Origin of the sequence: Kitasatospora dryopteridis, from assembly GCF_050749075.1 — a bacterium.
GTDB lineage: Bacteria > Actinomycetota > Actinomycetes > Streptomycetales > Streptomycetaceae > Kitasatospora.
This window is the reverse complement of record NZ_CP192749.1, coordinates 6,271,515-6,287,712: the sequence shown is the minus strand read 5'-3', so window position 1 is coordinate 6,287,712 and position 16,198 is coordinate 6,271,515. Positions and strand designations below refer to the sequence as shown.

Here is a 16,198-nt window from a genome sequence, read left to right as displayed (position 1 = left end):
CATGGGGGCCGGCATGGCCCGCAGCCTCTGTCGGGCCGGCCTCGACGTCCGGGTGTGGAACCGCACCCGAGCCGCCGCGGAGGCGCTGGCCGCCGCGGGCGCCACGGTCGCGGACACCCCCGCCGCGGCGGTGCGCGGCGCCGACGCGGTGATCACCATGCTCACCGACGGGCCGGCCGTGCTGGCCGTCATGACCGCCGCCGCGGGCGGGCTGCGCCCCGGGCAGGTCTGGCTGCAGACCTCGACCGTGGCCCGACCGGGTTCGGGCCGCTCGCCGGTTTCGCCGCGGCGCACGGCCTCGACCTGGTCGACGCGCCCGTCCTGGGCACCCGGCAGCCGGCCGAGGCGGGCCGGCTGCTGGTCTTCGCCGCCGGCTCGGACCGCGCCCGCAGCGCCTCCGCCGAGGTGCTCGCCGCGATCGCCGACCGCACCGTCTGGCTGGCCGCCGACCCGGCCGGGGCGGCCGCCTCCCGGCTCAAACTCGTCGTCAACAGCTGGGTCCTGGCCACCGCCACCGGCGCGGCGGAGGCCGTCGCGCTGGCCGAGGGCCTGGGGCTGGACCGCCGGATCTTCGCCGAGACCCTGGCCGGCGGCGGCCTGGACAGCCCCTACCTCCAGGGCAAGGCCACGGCGATCGCCGCCGGGGACTTCTCCCCGAGCTTCGGCCTCGCCACGGCCGCGAAGGACGCCCGGCTGGTCGTGGCGGAGGCCGAGGCCGCCGGGCTGCAGCTGGACATGGCCGCCGCGGTCGCCGCGCGCTTCGCGCGGGCCGTCGAGGGGGGCCACGGCGACAAGGACCTCGCCGCCACCTACCTGGTCAGCACCACAGCGCCGACGGCCGGCTGAGCCCGCCCGCACGGCACACCGCGGGCGACCGCGCCGGGGCACACCGCCCTTACCGCACACCCCACTTGATGCGCACCACCCGATCCCGTCCGAGGAGACCAGCATGCGCACGATCGTCAACACCCCTGCCACCGGCGACGTGGCCTTCCGCGAGCTCGACGCCCCGGTACCCGCCGCCGGCGACGTCCTGATCGACGTCAAGGCGTTCTCCGTCAACCGCGGCGAGATCCTCAACCTGCCCGGCAACGCCGAGGGCTGGCGTCCGGGCTGGGACGTCGCCGGCGTGGTCGCCGAGACCGCCAACGGCTTCACCGCCGGCCAGCGCGTGGTGGCGCTCTCGCTCGCCGACGGCTCCTGGGCCGAGCGGATCGCCGTCCCGGCCGGCTTCGTGGCCGTCCTCCCCGACGAGGTCGGCTTCGCCGAGGCGGCCACCCTGCCGGTCGCCGCGCTCACCGCGCTGCGGCTGGTCCGCGAGTCCGGCTCACTGCTCGGCCGCCGGGTGCTCGTCACCGGCGCCGCGGGCGGCGTCGGCCGCATCCTCGTCCAGCTGGCCTCCGCGGCCGGCGCCGAGGTCACCGCGGTGGCCGGCAGTGCCGAGCGGGCCAAGGGCCTCACCGGGCTGGGCGCGGCCGTGGTCGTCACCGACGCGGCCGACGCCGAGGGCCCGTTCGCCGCGGTGTACGAGTCCGCGGGCGGCGTCTCGCTGGCCGCCGCGCTGGAGCTCGTCGGCCCCGGCGGCACGGTGTTCAGCTACGGCAACTCCTCCGGCGAGCCGACCCCGGTCTCGTTCTTCCAGTTCTTCGGCGGGCACGAGCAGGCGGTGCTGCGGCACTTCGTGTTCGTGACGGGCGCCCCGGTCGACGCCGACCTCGCGGAACTCGCCGGGCTGGTGGGCAGCGGCACGCTGTCGGTGGAGATCTCCTACCGCAAGGACTGGGAGCACATCAACGAGGCGCTGGCGGCGGTCCGCGACCGCCGCGTCGCGGGCAAGGCGGTGCTGACCGTGGGATGACCCGCGGCCCCCGGCACGGCGGCGGGGCGGGAGGCGGTGAGAGCCGTCCCCGCCCCGCAGGCGTGTGCCGGGGCCGACGCGGTCAGCGGCGGGTGTCGGCGAGGAGTCTGGCCGCGTGCACCCGGCCCGCGTGCTCGACCAGGTTGACCAGCACCTCCTTGCCGGAGGCGCGCATCCGGGCGTCGCACACCACCACCGGGGTCTCCTCGTCCAGGTCGAGCGCGCGGGAGACCTCCTCCGGGCCGAAGTCCCGGGTGCCGGAGAATCGGTTCACCGCCACCACGAACGGGATGCCCCGGTGCTCGAAGAAGTCCACCGCCGGGAAGCAGTCCGTCAGCCGCCGGGTGTCGGCCAGCACCACGGCGCCGAGCGCCCCCTGCGCCAGCTCGTCCCACAGGAACCAGAAGCGGTCCTGGCCGGGAGTGCCGAAGAGGTACACGGACAGGCCGTCCCGGATGGTGATCCGGCCGAAGTCCATCGCCACCGTGGTGGTGGTCTTCTGCTCCACGCCGCCCAGGTCGTCCACACCGCGGCCGGCCGCCGTCAGCTGCTCCTCGGTGCGCAGCGGGCGGATCTCGCTCACCGAGCCGACCAGCGTCGTCTTGCCCACCCCGAAGCCCCCGGCGACCAGGATCTTCAGGGCGAGCACGGAACCGTCAGAGAGCGCGGAGTCCATTGATGACCTCCAGGAGGATGTGCTCGTCGGGGAGCAGGGCGGGCGGGACGGGCCGGCTGACCCGGATGTACTCGGCCTCGAGCAGGTCGCCGAGCAGCACCCGCACCACGCCGAGCGGCAGGTCCACGTCGGCGGCGATCTCCGCGACGGAGAGCGCGTTGCCGCGGCAGATCTCGAGGATGACGGCCTGTTCGGGGCCGACCGGCAGCTCCACGCCCTCGGGCACGTCGCTGACCACCAGCGCGATCAGGTCGAACTGCTGGCCGGACGGCCGGGTGCGGCCCCTGGTCATCGCGTACGGCCGGACCATCGGGCCGGCCGCGTCGTCGAACCACTGGACGGGGACGTCCGGCTGCGGCGGGTAGCCGAACGGGCTGCCGGGCAGGTAGTGGCGCGGCGGGTACGGCATCGGCGTCAACCCCCCACCGTGCCGCGCGGTGCGGCGTACAGGTGCTCGCCGACCCGGCGCACCAGCCGGGCCATCTCGTAGGCGATCAGGCCGAGGTCGGCGTCGGCGGTGGAGAAGACCGCCAGGCAGGTGCCCTCGCCGGCGGCCGCCACGAAGAGGAAGCCGTGCTCGAGTTCGACCATGGTCTGGCGGACCTCGCCGGCGTCGAAGTGCCGTCCGGCACCCTTGGCCAGGCTGTGGAAGCCGGAGGCGACGGCCGCCAGGTGCTCGCCGTCCTCGCGGCCGAGCCCGGCGGAGGTGCCCATCGCCAGGCCGTCGGCGGAGAGCATCACGGCGTATCTGACCTGGGCGACCCGGGAGACGAGCTCGTCGAGCAGCCAGTTGAGCTCTCCCGCGTGGTGCGTGGTGCCGATCATCTGTGCTCTCCTCCGTCGGTGTTCGGTCGGGTCGGTTGCTCGGTGGCACCGCGGGCCCAGCCGCGCTGGAAGGCGGACATCGCGGCACGCGCCTCCTCGGGGTTGCGGCCGACCGGCTGCCCGCCGTCCCGGCGCGGCACGGGCCGCGGCTTCTCCGGGGCCTCGCGCAGCTGCGGGACGAGGCTGGCCTGGCGCACCCGCCGGGGCAGTTCGCCGTCGCCGGGGCCGGCCGCGGGCGGCTGCGGGGCCGCCGTCCTCGGTGCGGTGGCCGGGGCGGGCGGAGGCGCCTGTGCGGGCACCGGGCGGCGTGCGGGGACGGCCGGGGCGGGCCGGGCGCCGTCGGCCCGGAACGGGGTGGGGCGCAGCACCCCGGGGTCGGTGCCGAGGGCGCCGAACGGCGCGGCGGTCGGCAGCGGGCGGACCGGCGCCGGGGCGGGCCGGGTCGCCGGGGCTGCGGGCGGGGGCGGCGACTCGACCTGGGCGACGACGGGTGCCGGCCGGTGCACGGCGGCGGGCCGGGGCCGTTCGGGGGCGGCCCCGGCCGGCACGGCCTCCACCGGCTCGGAGTCCAGCGGCTCGGCTCCCACCCCTGCGGTCTCCAGCAGGGCGTTCGGCAGCAGCACCACCGCCGTGGTGCCGCCGTACGCCGAGGGCCGCAGGGCGACCCTGACACCGTGTCGGCGGGCCAGGCGGCTGACCACGAACAGGCCGAGCCGGTCGCTGTCGAAGAGGTCGACCTGCTCGGAGGCCTCGATCCGCCGGTTGGCGTCGGCGAGGGCCTCGGGGCCCATGCCGAGGCCACGGTCCTCGATCTCCAGCGCGTAGCCGTTGCCGACCTGCTCGCCGCGGACGTGCACCTTGGTGTGCGGCGGCGAGAATCCGGTGGCGTTCTCGACGAGTTCGGCGACCAGGTGGGTGAGGTCGGCGACGGACTGGCCGGCGACCGCCGCGTACGGCAGCCGGTGCACCTCGACCCGCGCGTACTCCTCGACCTCGGCGACGGCGGCCCGGACCACGTCCACCAGCGGGACGGGCCTGCGCCAGGCCCGGCCGGGGGCGGCGCCGGAGAGGATGATCAGGCCCTCGGCGTGGCGCCGCATCCGGGTGGTGAGGTGGTCGAGGCGGAAGAGGTCCTCCAGCTCCGTCGGGTCCTCGGTGCGCCGTTCCATGGCGTCCAGCAGGGTGAGCTGGCGGTGCACCAGGACCTGGCTGCGCCGGGCCAGGTTGACGAAGACGCCGGAGACGCCGGAGAGCACCTCGGCGCGTTCCACGGCGGCGGTGACGGCGGCCCGCTGCACCCGGCCGAGGGCGCCGTGCACCTGTCCGATCTCGTCGCCGCCGTGCGGGCGCAGCGGCGCCTCCGCCTCGATGTCGATCTCCTCGCCGGCGCGCAGCCGCCGCATGGTGCCGGGCAGGGTGCGCCCGGCGAGTTCGAGGGCGGAGTTGCGCAGGCCGATGAGTTCGGTGACCAGGCCGCGGCCGATCTGCACGGAGATCAGCAGGGAGGCGATCACGGCGGCCAGGCCGAGCAGCACGGCCAGGCCCGCGGGGGTGAACAGGCCGAGCGCGTACGGGTCGGAGCGTTCGGTGGCGGCGCTGCCGGCGGCGTGCTGGACGGCGGCGAGGTTGCGGGCGGTGGCGTCGGCAAGGTCGGCCCAGCGGTCGGCGGGGGCGGCCTGGACGGCGGCCCGGCCGTCGGCCGCGTCCCGGACGGCGTCCTCGGCCCGGGCGAGTTCGCGGTAGTCGGCGCCGCCGGTGACGGCGAGCAGGGCGGAGCGGTCGGCGGGGCGCAGGTCGCGGGCGGCGGTCTGTTCGAAGAGCCGGCGGGCGTAGACGGCGGCGCCGAAGTCGCGGTGCTGGGCCTCGTCGAGGCGGCCGGCGGTCTGGCCGGCCCGCAGCAGGGCGTCCTCGCGGGCGAGCAGTTCACGGGCGCGGGCGAGTTCCAGCAGGACACGGGCGTCGGAGGCGATGCGGTGGTCCTGCAGGGCGGTGACCGAGCCGGTGACCTCCAGGGCGCGGTCGACCGCGGCGGTGTAGGCGGCGTACGTCTCCGGCCAGCCGGCCTGGTGCTGGAGGACCTTGGCCCGCAGCGCGGGCAGGGCGGCGACGGCGGCGGTGAGTTCGTCGACGCGGCCGGCGGTCTCGGTGCCGAGGCCCTGGGCGTCGGCCCGGTTGTAGCGGTCGGCGAGGCGGAGCGGGCCTGCGGCGCGGTCGGTGGCGGCCGCGGCGTCACGCAGGGCGTCCTGGCGGCCGGGCTGCCCGCCGGCGAGCAGCTGCCCGGCGGCGGTGCGTTCGGCCTGGAGGCCGGCGACGGTGGCGGCGACCGGCTCGAGCAGGGTCTTGTCGACGGTGCGCAGCTGCAGGGTGTCCCACACGGAGCGGGCGGTGGTGACGGAGGCGAACGACCACAGCGCCATCACCGAGACCACCGGCACCATCAGCAGGGCGACGATCCTGGCGCGGACGGTGCGGGGCCGCAGCCGGAGGCGGCGCGCGCGGGCGGCGGGCGCCGCGGGCACGGCGGGCGGATCTCCGGGCTGCTCCTCGCGGGCGTGGGCGCCGCGGTGGCGGCCTGCGGGGCCGGAACGGCCGGAGCTGCGGCCGGTGGTGCCCGGGCCTGCGGCCGACGCACTGCGCGGGGTGCCGCGGCGTACTCGCATGGGGTGGGGTCCTTTCGGACGGGTCGGGCCACGTCGTCACGGAACGGGCGGCGGGTCAGGCCGCGCGGTCGAGCTCGGTCGGGTTGAGGTCCTCGATGGCGAGCTCGCCGGCCTCGCGGTAGGCGGCGCGCTCCTGGGCGGTCGGGGACAGTGCGACGAACGCGGAGGTGAGGAAGAGGAAGGAGCCGAGGCCGACCGCCAGCGGGAAGACGAACTGCATCGGGGTGGCGCCGCCGAGCTCGGTGCGGGACGGGTCCATGTGCACGTGGACGGCGGCCATGCCGGTGTAGTGCATGCAGCTGACCGCGACGCCCATCACCAGTGCGGCGCCGCCGGCGGCGACCGCGTTGCGGATGGTGACGGCGGCCCAGAGCGCGGCGGTGGCGGCGCCGACGGCGACCGCGACCGACAGCAGGACGGTGGCCGGGGTGTACTCGACGTTGCCGTGCAGCCGCAGGGCCGCCATGCCGAGGTAGTGCATCGCGGCGACCCCGACACCGGTGGTGAGGCCGCCCAGCAGCAGGCTGCGGCCGCGGTGCCGGCCGTAGCCGACGGTGAAGACGCCGATGCCGACGACGACCACGGCGACCACCAGGCTGAGCACGGTCAGCGGGACGTCGTAGCGCAGCTCGGTGCCGTCGACGGAGAAGCCGAACATGGCGATGAAGTGCATGGTCCAGATGCCGGAGCCGATCGCGGCGGCGGCGGTGAGCAGCCAGTTGCGGCGGGAGGGGCCGGTCGCGGAGAGCGCCCGGAGCGTGCACCGCAGCCCGAGTGCGGCGCCGACGCAGGCCATCAGGTACGAGACGGCCGGTGTGAGCCAGCCGAAACTGAGGTGGTTCAGGGTTCCCATCGGGGCCTCCGGCGGACGTGACCTGACGGTCGGTCATATGCCGTTCGCATGTGCGAAGGGACTCTCGGATGCGGAGGACGCTACCCAGCGTCCACAAGCAGTCACCCGAAGATGTGAAAAGCTGCCCGTCCTTCGCGGCGAGTGTGCTCGAATGGGGAGGCTCCGTGTGCCGTCGACCCTGACGGTCTGTCATGTCCGGTTGTGGACAGGGCTCGTCGCACGTCCTTCTGCCCGCTCCGGGGCGCCGTTAGGGTCACGCCACGACGGCCCGCACGACGCGCCCCACCGCTGCGCGGGGGCATCCCTCCCCACGGTCGCGTCGACCGTGGTGGCCTCTCCCACCCCAGCGGGCCCGTGAAGGAGTCCGTTCCCCCATGCCCCCTGTCCTGACCCGTTCCCGGGCCGCCGTCACGGCGATGGCGGTCACCTGCGGCCTGGCGGTGTCCTGGCTGTCCGGCCTGCACAGCACCGCCACCGCCGCGACCGAGGCCACCTCCGACACCTACACCTGGAGCAACGCCCGGATCGACGGCGGCGGCTTCGTGCCCGGCATCGTCTTCAACCAGACCGAGAAGGACCTGGTCTACGCCCGCACCGACATCGGCGGCGCCTACCGCCAGGACCCGGCCACCAAGAAGTGGATCCCGCTGCTCGACTCGATCGGCTGGAACGACTGGAACCTCACCGGCGTCGCCTCGCTCGCCACCGACCCGGTGCAGACCAACCGGGTGTACGTCGCCGCCGGCAACTACACCAACAGCTGGGACCCGAACAACGGCGCCATCCTGCGCTCCACCGACAAGGGCAGGACCTGGGCCCGCACCACCATGCCGTTCAAGATCGGCGGCAACATGCCCGGCCGCGGCATGGGCGAGCGGCTCGCGGTCGACCCCAACGACGACCGCATCGTCTACTTCGGCGCACCCGAGGGCAACGGCCTCTGGAAGTCCACCGACTACGGCGCCACCTGGGCCGAGGTCACCGCCTTCCCCAACGCCGGCAACTACCAGCAGGACCCGACCGACACCAGCGGCTACCTCAGCTCCAACCCGGGCGTGCTCTGGGTGACCTTCGACAAGTCGAGTGCTGCCGCCGGCGCCGCCACCCGGACGATCTACGTCGGCGTCGCCGACAAGGAGAACAACGTCTACCGCTCCACCGACGGCGGCACCACCTGGACCCGCCTGGCCGGCCAGCCCACCGGCTTCCTGCCGCACAAGGGCGTGCTCGACAGCACGAACGGCTACCTCTACCTCGCCACCAGCGACACCGGCGGTCCGTACGACGGCGGCAAGGGCGACGTCTGGCGGTACGACACCAAGGCCGGCAGCTGGCTGCAGATCAGCCCGGTCAAGTCCTCCGACTCCGGGGCCTACTTCGGCTACAGCGGCCTGTCGGTCGACCGCCGGCACCCCAACGTGGTGATGGTGACCGGCTACAGCTCCTGGTGGCCGGACACCCAGATCTACCGCTCCACCGACTTCGGCGCGACCTTCAAGCCGATCTGGGAGTACAACGGCTACCCGAACCGGGTCGACCACTACACCCTGGACACCACCACCTCGCCGTGGCTGAGCTGGGGCAACCACCCCTCGCCGCCGGAGGAGACGCCCAAGCTCGGCTGGATGACGGAGTCGCTGGAGATCGACCCGTTCAACTCCGACCGGATGATGTACGGCACCGGCGCCACCCTCTACGGCACCGACAACCTGACCGCCTGGGACACCGGCTCGAAGATCACCGTCAAGCCGGTGGTCGAGGGCCTGGAGGAGACCGCCGTCCAGGACCTGATCAGCCCGCCCACCGGCGCCCCGCTGATCAGCGCACTCGGCGACATCGGCGGCTTCCGCCACACCTCGCTGACCACCACGCCGCCGCTGATGTTCCAGTCCCCCAACCACGGCACCACCACCGCCCTGGACTTCGCCCAGTCCAACGGCAACACGGTCGTCCGGGTCGGCAACACCTCCGACGGCTCGACCGACAAGCACATCGCCTTCTCCAACGACAACGGCGCCAACTGGTACGCGGCGAGCAGCGAGCCGAGCGGCATCACCTCCGGGGGCACCGTCGCGCTCTCCGCCGACGGCACCCGGGTGGTCTGGTCGCCGGGCGGGGCCTCCCCCGTCGCCGGAGCCTTCGGCGGCAGCTCCTGGGCGGCCGCGAGCGGCCTGCCGGCCGGCGCGAGCATCCAGGCCGACCGGGTCAACCCCAAGAAGTTCTACGGCTACGCGGCCGGTGCCTTCTACCTCTCCACCGACGGCGGCGCCACCTTCGCCAGGACCGCGGCCACCGGCCTGCCGGCCAAGGGCAACGTCCGCTTCAAGGCACTGACCACCACCGAGGGCGACATCTGGTTCGCCGGCGGCGCCGACGACGCCACCTACGGCCTCTGGCACTCCACCGACTCCGGCGCCTCCTTCACCCGCCTCGCCGGGGTCGACAAGGCCGACAGCATCGGCTTCGGCAAGGCCGCGACCGGCTCCGCCCACCCCGCGCTGTACACCAGCGCCCAGATCGGCGGCGTCCGCGGCATCTTCCGCTCCGACAACGCCGGTGCCACCTGGGTGCGGATCAACGACGACAACCACCAGTGGGGCTGGACGGGCGCCGCGATCACCGGCGACCCGCGGGTCTACGGCCGGGTGTACGTCTCCACCAACGGCCGCGGCATCATCGTCGGCGACACCTCCGTGGTGACCACCGTCTCGCCGTCGCCCTCGGCCTCCGGCTCGAACTCCGCGTCGCCGTCCGCATCGGCCCCGCCGTCGGCCTCGGCCTCGCCCTCGTCGTCGGGCAGCCCCGACCCGGCCTCCTCCTGCGAGGTGACCTACGCGGTCAGCAGCCAGTGGGGCGGCGGCTTCGGCGCCAACGTGACCGTCAAGAACACCGGCAGCACGGCCGTCAACGGCTGGACGCTGAAGTGGGCGTTCGCCAACGGCCAGACCGTCACCTCCCTGTGGAACGGCGCCGTGACCCAGACCGGGCCCGACGTGACCGTCACCAACCTGGGCTACAACGGCAGCCTCCCGGCCAACGGAGGCAACACCTCCTTCGGCTTCAACGGCACCTGGACGGGCAGCAACACCAAGCCCACCGCCTTCACCCTCAACGGCACTTCCTGCACCGTCAGGTAGGGGCCAGCCGAAGAGGTGCCCCCACGCGCCCCCGGGTCCGTCTTCCACTACCTCCGGGTGAGGCGGATGCGGACGGGGCCGCGGGCCTCGAGGGTGATGGCCTGGCCGAGGGGCACCTCGGTGTCGACGGCCTCCACCTCGAACTCCCGCAGCAGCGACCCCAGGGCCAGCACCGACTCCAGCATCGAGAAGTGCTGGCCGATGCAGGCCCGCGGGCCGCCGCCGAACGGGAACCAGGCGTAGCGGTGCCGTCCGGCCTCCTGTTCCGGGGTGAAGCGGTCGGGGTCGAAGCGCTCCGGGTCCTCCCAGTGGCCGGGGTGGCGGTGCGTCACGTACGGGGCGACCAGGACGTCCGAGCCGGCCGGAATGTGCACCCCGCCGATCTCGCAGTCCGCCACCGAGCGGCGGCCGATCACCGCGGCGGCCGGGAACAGCCGCATGGCCTCCTTGAGGACGGCGGTGGTGTACGGCAGTGCGGCGAGGTCCTCGGCGCGCGGTGCGCGGTCGCCGAGGACCGCCTCGGCCTCCTCACGGGCCCGCTTCTGGTGTTCGGGGTGCTTGCCGAGCAGGTGCAGGGCGAAGGCCAGCGAGGTGGCGGTGGTCTCGTGGCCGGCGAGCAGGAAGATCAGGACCTGGTCGCGGAGTTCGGCGGCGTCCAACTGCTCGCCGTCCTCGCCGCGGGCGGCGGCGAGCAGCCCGAGCAGGTCGTCGGACTCCTGCCCGGCCCGGCGGGCGATGATGCCGTCGCACACGGCGTGCAGTTCGCGTTCGGCGGCCTGGGCCTCCCGGTTGCCGGGGGTGGGCCACTGCCGGGGGATGCGGACGGGGGCGAAGCCGCGGTCGCGGACGTAGGCGCCGAGCACCGGGAAGGACCGGCGGACGGCGCCTATCGCCTCCTCCACGTCGGTGCCGAAGAGGATCCGGGCGACGGCGCGCAGCGCGAACCGGGACATCTCCTCGGCCGCGTCGACCACGCCGTCCGGCACCGCGGCCCAGCGCTCGACCAGGGCGGCGGACTCCAGGGCGACGGCGTCCGCGTAGGTGTCGACCCGCCGCTTGGTGAACAGCGGCTGGACGAGCCGGCGCTGGCGCTGGTAGTCGGCGTCCTGCGAGGTGAGCAGCCCGTTGCCGAGGCTGAGCCGGACCTCCTCGTACATGGTGTTGTCCTTGCGGAAGTCGGCGGCGCGGGTGGCGAGCACCTGCTGCGCCCCTTCCGGGGAGAACACCATGAAGAACTCGACGCGCAGGCCGGGCGGCCCGGCGGTGAACCGCACCACGTCGCCGTGCTCGCGGTGGGCGGCGAGGTAGGCGGCCAGCGGGTCGCGGGTCAGGTCGAGCATCGAACCGATCAGCGGCAGCCCGGTCGGGCCCGGTGTCCTCGTGGTGGCCTGCACTGTCTCCCCCTCCGGCTGGATCACTCCTGTGCCCAAACTAACTGAGCATCCGTCAGGGGACCAGGGTGTGTCCCGCGGATCGGGACACACCCCGGGTGCGTGCGGCCGGCGGGGTCACTCGTACTCGGTGCCGCCCTTGCGGGTCAGGTAGGCGCCGCCGACGGCCTTGGCCACGGCCCGGCCGCCGGTCACCGGGCTGTACCGCTCGGTCTGCGGCCGGACGACCACGCCCTCGCGGATGTGGAGTTCCTTGCCGGAGACGGTCTCCCGGCCCTCGGCGAGCTCCAGCACGACCGCCTGGTCGTACGGGCCGCGCCACAGCTCGGGGACGACGGGCAGTTCCCCGGCGAGCACCTCGGCGGCGTCCAGCCAGCGCAGTTGCCCGTCGACGACGGCCGACACGTCGAAGACCGCGTAGCCGGGCAGCTCGGTGCGGCCGGAGGCGCCGTAGGTGAGGTCCTGCACGCCGGCGCCGAAGACCTCGCCGAAGACGCCGACCCGGCTGGCGCCGAGCCGCTCGGCCAGGGCGGCGGCCACCTCGGGGACGCCGTGCGCCCGCACCGCGCGCCAGTAGAGGTTGGTGCCGTCCTCCTTGAGCGCCAGGCCCTGGGCGCCGATGCCCTTGGAGGAGACCTGCACCTCGCCGGACTCGGCGTGGTACGTGACCAGGCAGCAGCTGCCGTGCACCTTCTCGGTGACGACGACGGGCTCGCCGGGCTCGAAGACGGTCGGGAAGCGCTTGAGGTTCTCGATGTCGACCCAGGGCAGCAGGTCGGGGGCGGCCTCGACGTCGCCGTTCATGGCGGTCGGGATCGGCGGCCGCCACTTGGTGATGCCGAGCAGCTCCGCGAAGTCCTCGCCGCTGTCGGCGGCGGCGGACAGGTCGACGGCGTCCAGCGCGCGCGGGCGGCAGACGATGCCCTGGGAGAGCTCGCCGCGCAGCCGTACGGCCTTGACCCGGTCGGCGTTGGAGCCGGCGAGGCGCCCGGTCAGTCCGAGCTCCTCGATCAGGCCGGCGGGCAGCACGGCCTGCTCGGGGATGTACACGGCGGTCTCGCCGGTCCGGTACGCGCCCTTGGCCACCACCGCGCGGTAGAGGCCGATCTGCGCGAGCTCCAGGGCGTCGGCGTTCGGGTGCTCCAGGATGGTCAGGCGTTCCGCGGTGACTCGCAGTGTGGACATGGGCGTCCCTCCCCCGTTGTCGTGAGGGGGACCACTCTGGCGGGCGGCCGGCGGCCGGGGCCAGGGATTTTCCATCCGGGGTATCGCACATACCAGCTGGAAGCCGCCCGCATGCTGGCCTGTGCGATGAAACAGGGGACGTCCGAGCCGCAAGTGCGACAGTATGATCGGCGTTGTCACCGCACCTCCGCGCCTCCCAGCGGCGCGGCAGAAGGGGAACCCCCATGAGCACCGCCAGACGCCGTTCCGCCGTTGCCGTCCTCGCCGCCGCGGCCCTCGCCGCCGGCCTCACCGCCTGCGGCAGCAGCGGTTCGGGCAGCACCACCGCACCGGCGTCCGCCGCCTCCGCGGGGGCCGCGTCCTCCGCCGCCAAGGTCTCCGGCAGCATCACCGTCTTCGCCGCCGCCTCGCTCAAGGAGTCCTTCACCGAGCTGGGCAAGAAGTTCGAGGCCGCCAACCCCGGCACCAAGGTCACCTTCAACTTCGGCGGCAGCTCCGCGCTCGCCCAGAGCATCGTCTCCGGAGCGCCCGCGGACGTCTTCGCCGCCGCCAGTCCGGCCACCATGAAGACCGTCACCGACGCCAAGGCCGCCAACGGCGAGCCCCAGGTGTTCGTCAAGAACACCCTCGAGATCGCCGTCCCCAAGGGCAACCCCAAGCACATCACAAGCCTCAAGGACCTCACCGGCGTCAAGGTCGCGCTCTGTGCGCAGCAGGTGCCCTGCGGCGCCGCCGCCGTGAAGGCCCTCGACGCGGCCGGTGTGAAGCTCACCCCGGTCACCCTGGAGCAGGACGTCAAGGGCGCCCTCACCAAGGTCGAGCTCGGCGAGGTCGACGCCTCGCTCGTGTACCGGACCGATGTGAAGGCCGATGCTGCGAAGATCGACGGCGTGGAATTCCCCGAGGCCGCCAAGGCCGTGAACGACTACCCGATCGCCGCCCTCGCCAAGGCGCCCAACGCCGCCGCCGCGGCCGCCTTCGTCGAGTACGTCCGGTCGCCCGAGGCCGCCCGGGCCCTCACCGCGGCGGGCTTCCAGGCACCGTGACGACCGCACCGGCCGAGACCCGCCGCCGCACCCGGCGCGGCGGCGGGCGGGTGCCGTACGCCCTGCTCCTCCCGGCCCTGCTGGGCCTGGCCTTCCTCGTCCTGCCGCTGGTCGGTCTGCTGGTCCGCGCGCCGTGGAGCGCGCTGCCCGAGCAGCTCTCCAGCCCGGAGGTCTGGCAGGCCCTGAGGCTCTCACTGATCTGCGCAACGGCGGCCACGGGGGTGTCGCTGGTGCTCGGAGTGCCGCTGGCCTGGCTGCTCGCCCGCACCGAGCTGCCGGGCCGGCGGCTGGTGCGGGCCCTGGTGACACTGCCGCTGGTGCTGCCTCCGGTGGTCGGCGGCGTCGCCCTGCTGCTCGTCCTCGGCCGCAACGGCATCGTCGGCCGATGGCTGGACTCCGCCTTCGGCATCACCCTGCCGTTCACCACACCCGGCGTGGTGCTCGCCGAGGCCTTCGTCGCCATGCCGTTCCTGGTGATCAGCGTGGAGGGGGCGCTGCGCGCCGCCGACCCGCGCTACGAGGAGGCCGCCGCCACGCTCGGCGCCTCCCGGCTCACCGCCTTCCGCCGGGTCACCCTGCCGCTGATCGCCCCCGGCATCGGGGCCGGCGCGGTGCTGGCCTGGGCGCGGGCGCTCGGCGAGTTCGGCGCGACGATCACCTTCGCCGGCAACTTCCCGGGCCGCACCCAGACCATGCCGCTCGCCGTCTACCTGGCGATGGAGTCCGAGCCGGAGGCCGCGATCGCGCTCAGCCTCGTCCTGCTCGCCGTCTCCATCGCCGTCCTGGCCGGCCTGCGGGAACGCTGGATGTCGACCCCGTGACCCTCCTCCGGAGCCCCCGATGACCCCGCCCGCCCTGGACGCCCGGCTGCGGGTCGACCGCCCCGCCTTCCGGCTCGACCTCACCCTCACCGCCGCCCCCGGCGAGGTCGTCGCCCTGCTCGGCCCCAACGGCGCCGGCAAGTCCACCGCCCTGCGCGCGCTCGCCGGGCTCCTCCCGCTCACCGCCGGCCGGCTCGCCCTCGACGGCACCGTGCTGGAGAACCCGGCGACCGGACTGCACACCCCCGCCGAGGAACGCCCGGTCGGCGTGGTCTTCCAGGACTACCTGCTCTTCCCGCACCTCGGCGCCCTCGACAACATCGCCTTCGGCCTGCGCTGCCAGGGCCTGCGCAAGGCCGCCGCCCGGGCGGCCGCCCTGCCCTGGCTGGAGCGGATGGGCCTCGCCGAGCACGCCGCCACCCGCCCGCGCAGCCTCTCCGGCGGCCAGGCCCAGCGGGTGGCCCTCGCCCGGGCGCTCGCGGTGCGGCCCAGGCTGCTGCTGCTGGACGAGCCGCTGGCCGCCCTGGACGCCCGGACCAGGCTGGAGGTGCGGGCCCAGCTGCGCCGCCACCTGGCCGAGTTCGAGGCGGTGGCGGTGCTCGTCACGCACGACCCGCTGGACGCCATGGTGCTCGCCGACCGGCTGGTGGTGATCGAGGACGGCCGCGAGGTGCAGTCCGGCGCACCCGCCGACATCGCCCGCCACCCGCGCACCGACTACATCGCCCGCCTGGTCGGCCTCAACCTCTACCGCGGCACCGCCGAAGGCCACACCGTCACCCTGCCGGACGGCACCGCCCTCACCACCTCCGAGGAGCTCGCCGGCCCGGCCTTCGTGGCCTTCCCGCCGGCCGCCGTCACCCTGCACCGCGGCCGCCCCGACTCCAGCGCCCGCAACGCCTGGCCGCTCACCGTCGCCGGTCTCGACCTGCACGGCGACCGGATCCGGGTCGACCTGACCGGCCCGCTGCCGCTCGCCGCCGACCTCACCCCCACCGCCGCGGCCGAGCTCGACCTCACCCCCGGCACCGAGGTCTGGGCCACCGTCAAGGCCACCCAGACGCACGCCTACCCGGCCTGAGGTCAGGCCTTGTTCAGGGCGGAGAAGTCGACGACCTGGCCGGCCGGCGGCTCCTCGACCGTGAACGGCTTGTCGAACGCGCTGAAGTCCATGGCGCCGGGCTCGCCCTCGGTCTGCTCCATGCGGATCAGATAGGGCGTGCCCTCGGTCGCAACGTGCAGGACGACCTTCTCCCCGTCGGTCATGCTGGTCAGACTGACGGTCTTGACGCCGTTGGTGGTCCCGGCGGCGCCCTTGGAGACCTGGTCCTCCTCGGTGTCACCGAACATGCTCTCGATGAGGTTGCACATGGCCGCGGTCTGGGGCATCTGTGTGTCGAACCCGGTGATGAAGCGGTCCTTGAAGAGCTGTGCGGCGCGCGCGGCCTGCTGCGGGGTCGCGCCTCCCTTCTCGACCTGCTTCCGCCAGGTCTCCTCGTCCGCCTTGATCCAGCTCCTGTTGCCGGTGCGCCGGATCTCGACATTGCCGATGCCGGTCGCCGAGAGGGTTCCGATGCAGTTGCCCTGCTTGTCGGCGAAGAGATGGACCGTCACCCGCTGCTCCTCCACGGTGAGGCTGCCGTCGACCCGCACCGAGCTGAGCGCCGCCATCGCGGCGTGCGCCTTCGCCGCGATCTCCTCCGCGCCGAGCGGGTCGACGGCGGGGGACGACGCCGTGCCGGCCGT

The 16,198-nt window shown here is 74.3% G+C and carries 13 protein-coding genes and 1 pseudogene; 6 read left to right on the top strand and 8 right to left on the bottom strand.

What is annotated here, in order from left to right:
* The first annotated feature begins 1 nt into the window (after position 1).
* Positions 2–846: pseudogene (locus ACQ614_RS28345) on the top strand (NAD(P)-dependent oxidoreductase).
* 103 nt (positions 847–949) lie between these two features.
* On the top strand, positions 950–1,858 hold the full coding sequence (locus tag ACQ614_RS28340; protein WP_431681626.1) for a zinc-binding dehydrogenase: 909 nt from the start codon (positions 950–952) through the stop codon (positions 1,856–1,858).
* A gap of 82 nt (positions 1,859–1,940) precedes the next feature.
* Here ACQ614_RS28340 and ACQ614_RS28335 read toward each other — a convergent pair whose 3' ends face one another.
* From ACQ614_RS28335 to ACQ614_RS28315, 5 genes are read right to left on the bottom strand one after another with little or no spacing between them, the layout of a single operon-like run.
* Positions 1,941–2,534, bottom strand: a complete 594-nt coding sequence (locus ACQ614_RS28335) for a GTP-binding protein (RefSeq protein WP_363488457.1) — start codon at positions 2,532–2,534, stop codon at positions 1,941–1,943.
* A complete protein-coding gene (locus ACQ614_RS28330) occupies positions 2,515–2,943 on the bottom strand; it encodes a DUF742 domain-containing protein (protein WP_431684048.1) in 429 nt (142 codons plus the stop codon). The genes ACQ614_RS28335 and ACQ614_RS28330 overlap by 20 nt, the downstream gene beginning before the upstream one ends.
* Positions 2,944–2,948: 5 nt before the next feature.
* A complete protein-coding gene (locus tag ACQ614_RS28325; RefSeq protein ID WP_431681625.1) occupies positions 2,949–3,359 on the bottom strand; it encodes a roadblock/LC7 domain-containing protein in 411 nt (136 codons plus the stop codon).
* Positions 3,356–6,019 (bottom strand): sensor histidine kinase, encoded by a 2,664-nt coding sequence (locus ACQ614_RS28320; protein WP_431681623.1) that lies wholly within the window; start codon positions 6,017–6,019, stop codon positions 3,356–3,358. Before ACQ614_RS28320 ends, ACQ614_RS28325 begins: the two co-directional genes overlap by 4 nt.
* A gap of 55 nt (positions 6,020–6,074) precedes the next feature.
* Positions 6,075–6,872: an MHYT domain-containing protein gene (locus ACQ614_RS28315; protein ID WP_431681622.1), complete on the bottom strand. Its 798-nt coding sequence runs from the start codon at positions 6,870–6,872 to the stop codon at positions 6,075–6,077.
* A gap of 374 nt (positions 6,873–7,246) precedes the next feature.
* Between ACQ614_RS28315 and ACQ614_RS28310 the strand changes: the two genes are divergently transcribed.
* A complete protein-coding gene (locus tag ACQ614_RS28310) occupies positions 7,247–10,009 on the top strand; it encodes a cellulose binding domain-containing protein (protein ID WP_431681621.1) in 2,763 nt (920 codons plus the stop codon).
* Positions 10,010–10,056: 47 nt separating this feature from the next.
* Here the strand turns inward: ACQ614_RS28310 and ACQ614_RS28305 are convergent, their stop codons facing one another.
* Together ACQ614_RS28305 and ACQ614_RS28300 are read right to left on the bottom strand one after the other, a co-directional pair.
* Positions 10,057–11,403, bottom strand: a complete 1,347-nt coding sequence (locus ACQ614_RS28305; RefSeq protein ID WP_431681620.1) for a cytochrome P450 — start codon at positions 11,401–11,403, stop codon at positions 10,057–10,059.
* A 114-nt stretch (positions 11,404–11,517) separates the two neighbouring features.
* Positions 11,518–12,585, bottom strand: coding sequence for an RNA ligase (ATP) (locus ACQ614_RS28300; RefSeq protein ID WP_431681619.1), 1,068 nt, complete (start codon positions 12,583–12,585; stop codon positions 11,518–11,520).
* Positions 12,586–12,809: 224 nt separating this feature from the next.
* Between ACQ614_RS28300 and modA the strand changes: the two genes are divergently transcribed.
* Genes modA through ACQ614_RS28285 form a run of 3 tightly spaced genes read left to right on the top strand, consistent with a single transcriptional unit; the run spans position 12,810 to position 15,533 of the window.
* Entirely contained in the window at positions 12,810–13,631 is an 822-nt protein-coding gene (modA, locus tag ACQ614_RS28295; protein ID WP_431681618.1) for a molybdate ABC transporter substrate-binding protein, read from the top strand.
* Positions 13,628–14,452, top strand: a complete 825-nt coding sequence (locus ACQ614_RS28290; RefSeq protein WP_431681617.1) for an ABC transporter permease — start codon at positions 13,628–13,630, stop codon at positions 14,450–14,452. The genes modA and ACQ614_RS28290 overlap by 4 nt, the downstream gene beginning before the upstream one ends.
* Positions 14,453–14,471: 19 nt before the next feature.
* Positions 14,472–15,533, top strand: a complete 1,062-nt coding sequence (locus ACQ614_RS28285) for an ABC transporter ATP-binding protein (RefSeq protein ID WP_431681616.1) — start codon at positions 14,472–14,474, stop codon at positions 15,531–15,533.
* Between the two features lie 2 nt (positions 15,534–15,535).
* On the opposite strand, the gene ACQ614_RS28280 is transcribed toward ACQ614_RS28285, so the two are convergent.
* A complete protein-coding gene (locus ACQ614_RS28280) occupies positions 15,536–16,123 on the bottom strand; it encodes a hypothetical protein (RefSeq protein ID WP_431681614.1) in 588 nt (195 codons plus the stop codon).
* Positions 16,124–16,198 lie beyond the last annotated feature (75 nt).

Excerpts from the sequence above, each read along its gene's own strand:
- ACQ614_RS28340 (WP_431681626.1), top strand. The coding sequence starts at position 950 with ATGCGCACGATCGTCAACACCCCTGCCACCGGCGACGTGGCCTTCCGC.
- ACQ614_RS28335 (WP_363488457.1), bottom strand. The coding sequence starts at position 2,534 with ATGGACTCCGCGCTCTCTGACGGTTCCGTGCTCGCCCTGAAGATCCTG.
- ACQ614_RS28330 (WP_431684048.1), bottom strand. The coding sequence starts at position 2,943 with ATGCCGTACCCGCCGCGCCACTACCTGCCCGGCAGCCCGTTCGGCTAC.
- ACQ614_RS28325 (WP_431681625.1), bottom strand. The coding sequence starts at position 3,359 with ATGATCGGCACCACGCACCACGCGGGAGAGCTCAACTGGCTGCTCGAC.
- ACQ614_RS28320 (WP_431681623.1), bottom strand. The coding sequence starts at position 6,019 with ATGCGAGTACGCCGCGGCACCCCGCGCAGTGCGTCGGCCGCAGGCCCG.
- ACQ614_RS28315 (WP_431681622.1), bottom strand. The coding sequence starts at position 6,872 with ATGGGAACCCTGAACCACCTCAGTTTCGGCTGGCTCACACCGGCCGTC.
- ACQ614_RS28310 (WP_431681621.1), top strand. The coding sequence starts at position 7,247 with ATGCCCCCTGTCCTGACCCGTTCCCGGGCCGCCGTCACGGCGATGGCG.
- ACQ614_RS28300 (WP_431681619.1), bottom strand. The coding sequence starts at position 12,585 with ATGTCCACACTGCGAGTCACCGCGGAACGCCTGACCATCCTGGAGCAC.
- modA (WP_431681618.1), top strand. The coding sequence starts at position 12,810 with ATGAGCACCGCCAGACGCCGTTCCGCCGTTGCCGTCCTCGCCGCCGCG.
- ACQ614_RS28285 (WP_431681616.1), top strand. The coding sequence starts at position 14,472 with ATGACCCCGCCCGCCCTGGACGCCCGGCTGCGGGTCGACCGCCCCGCC.
- ACQ614_RS28280 (WP_431681614.1), bottom strand. The coding sequence starts at position 16,123 with ATGGCGGCGCTCAGCTCGGTGCGGGTCGACGGCAGCCTCACCGTGGAG.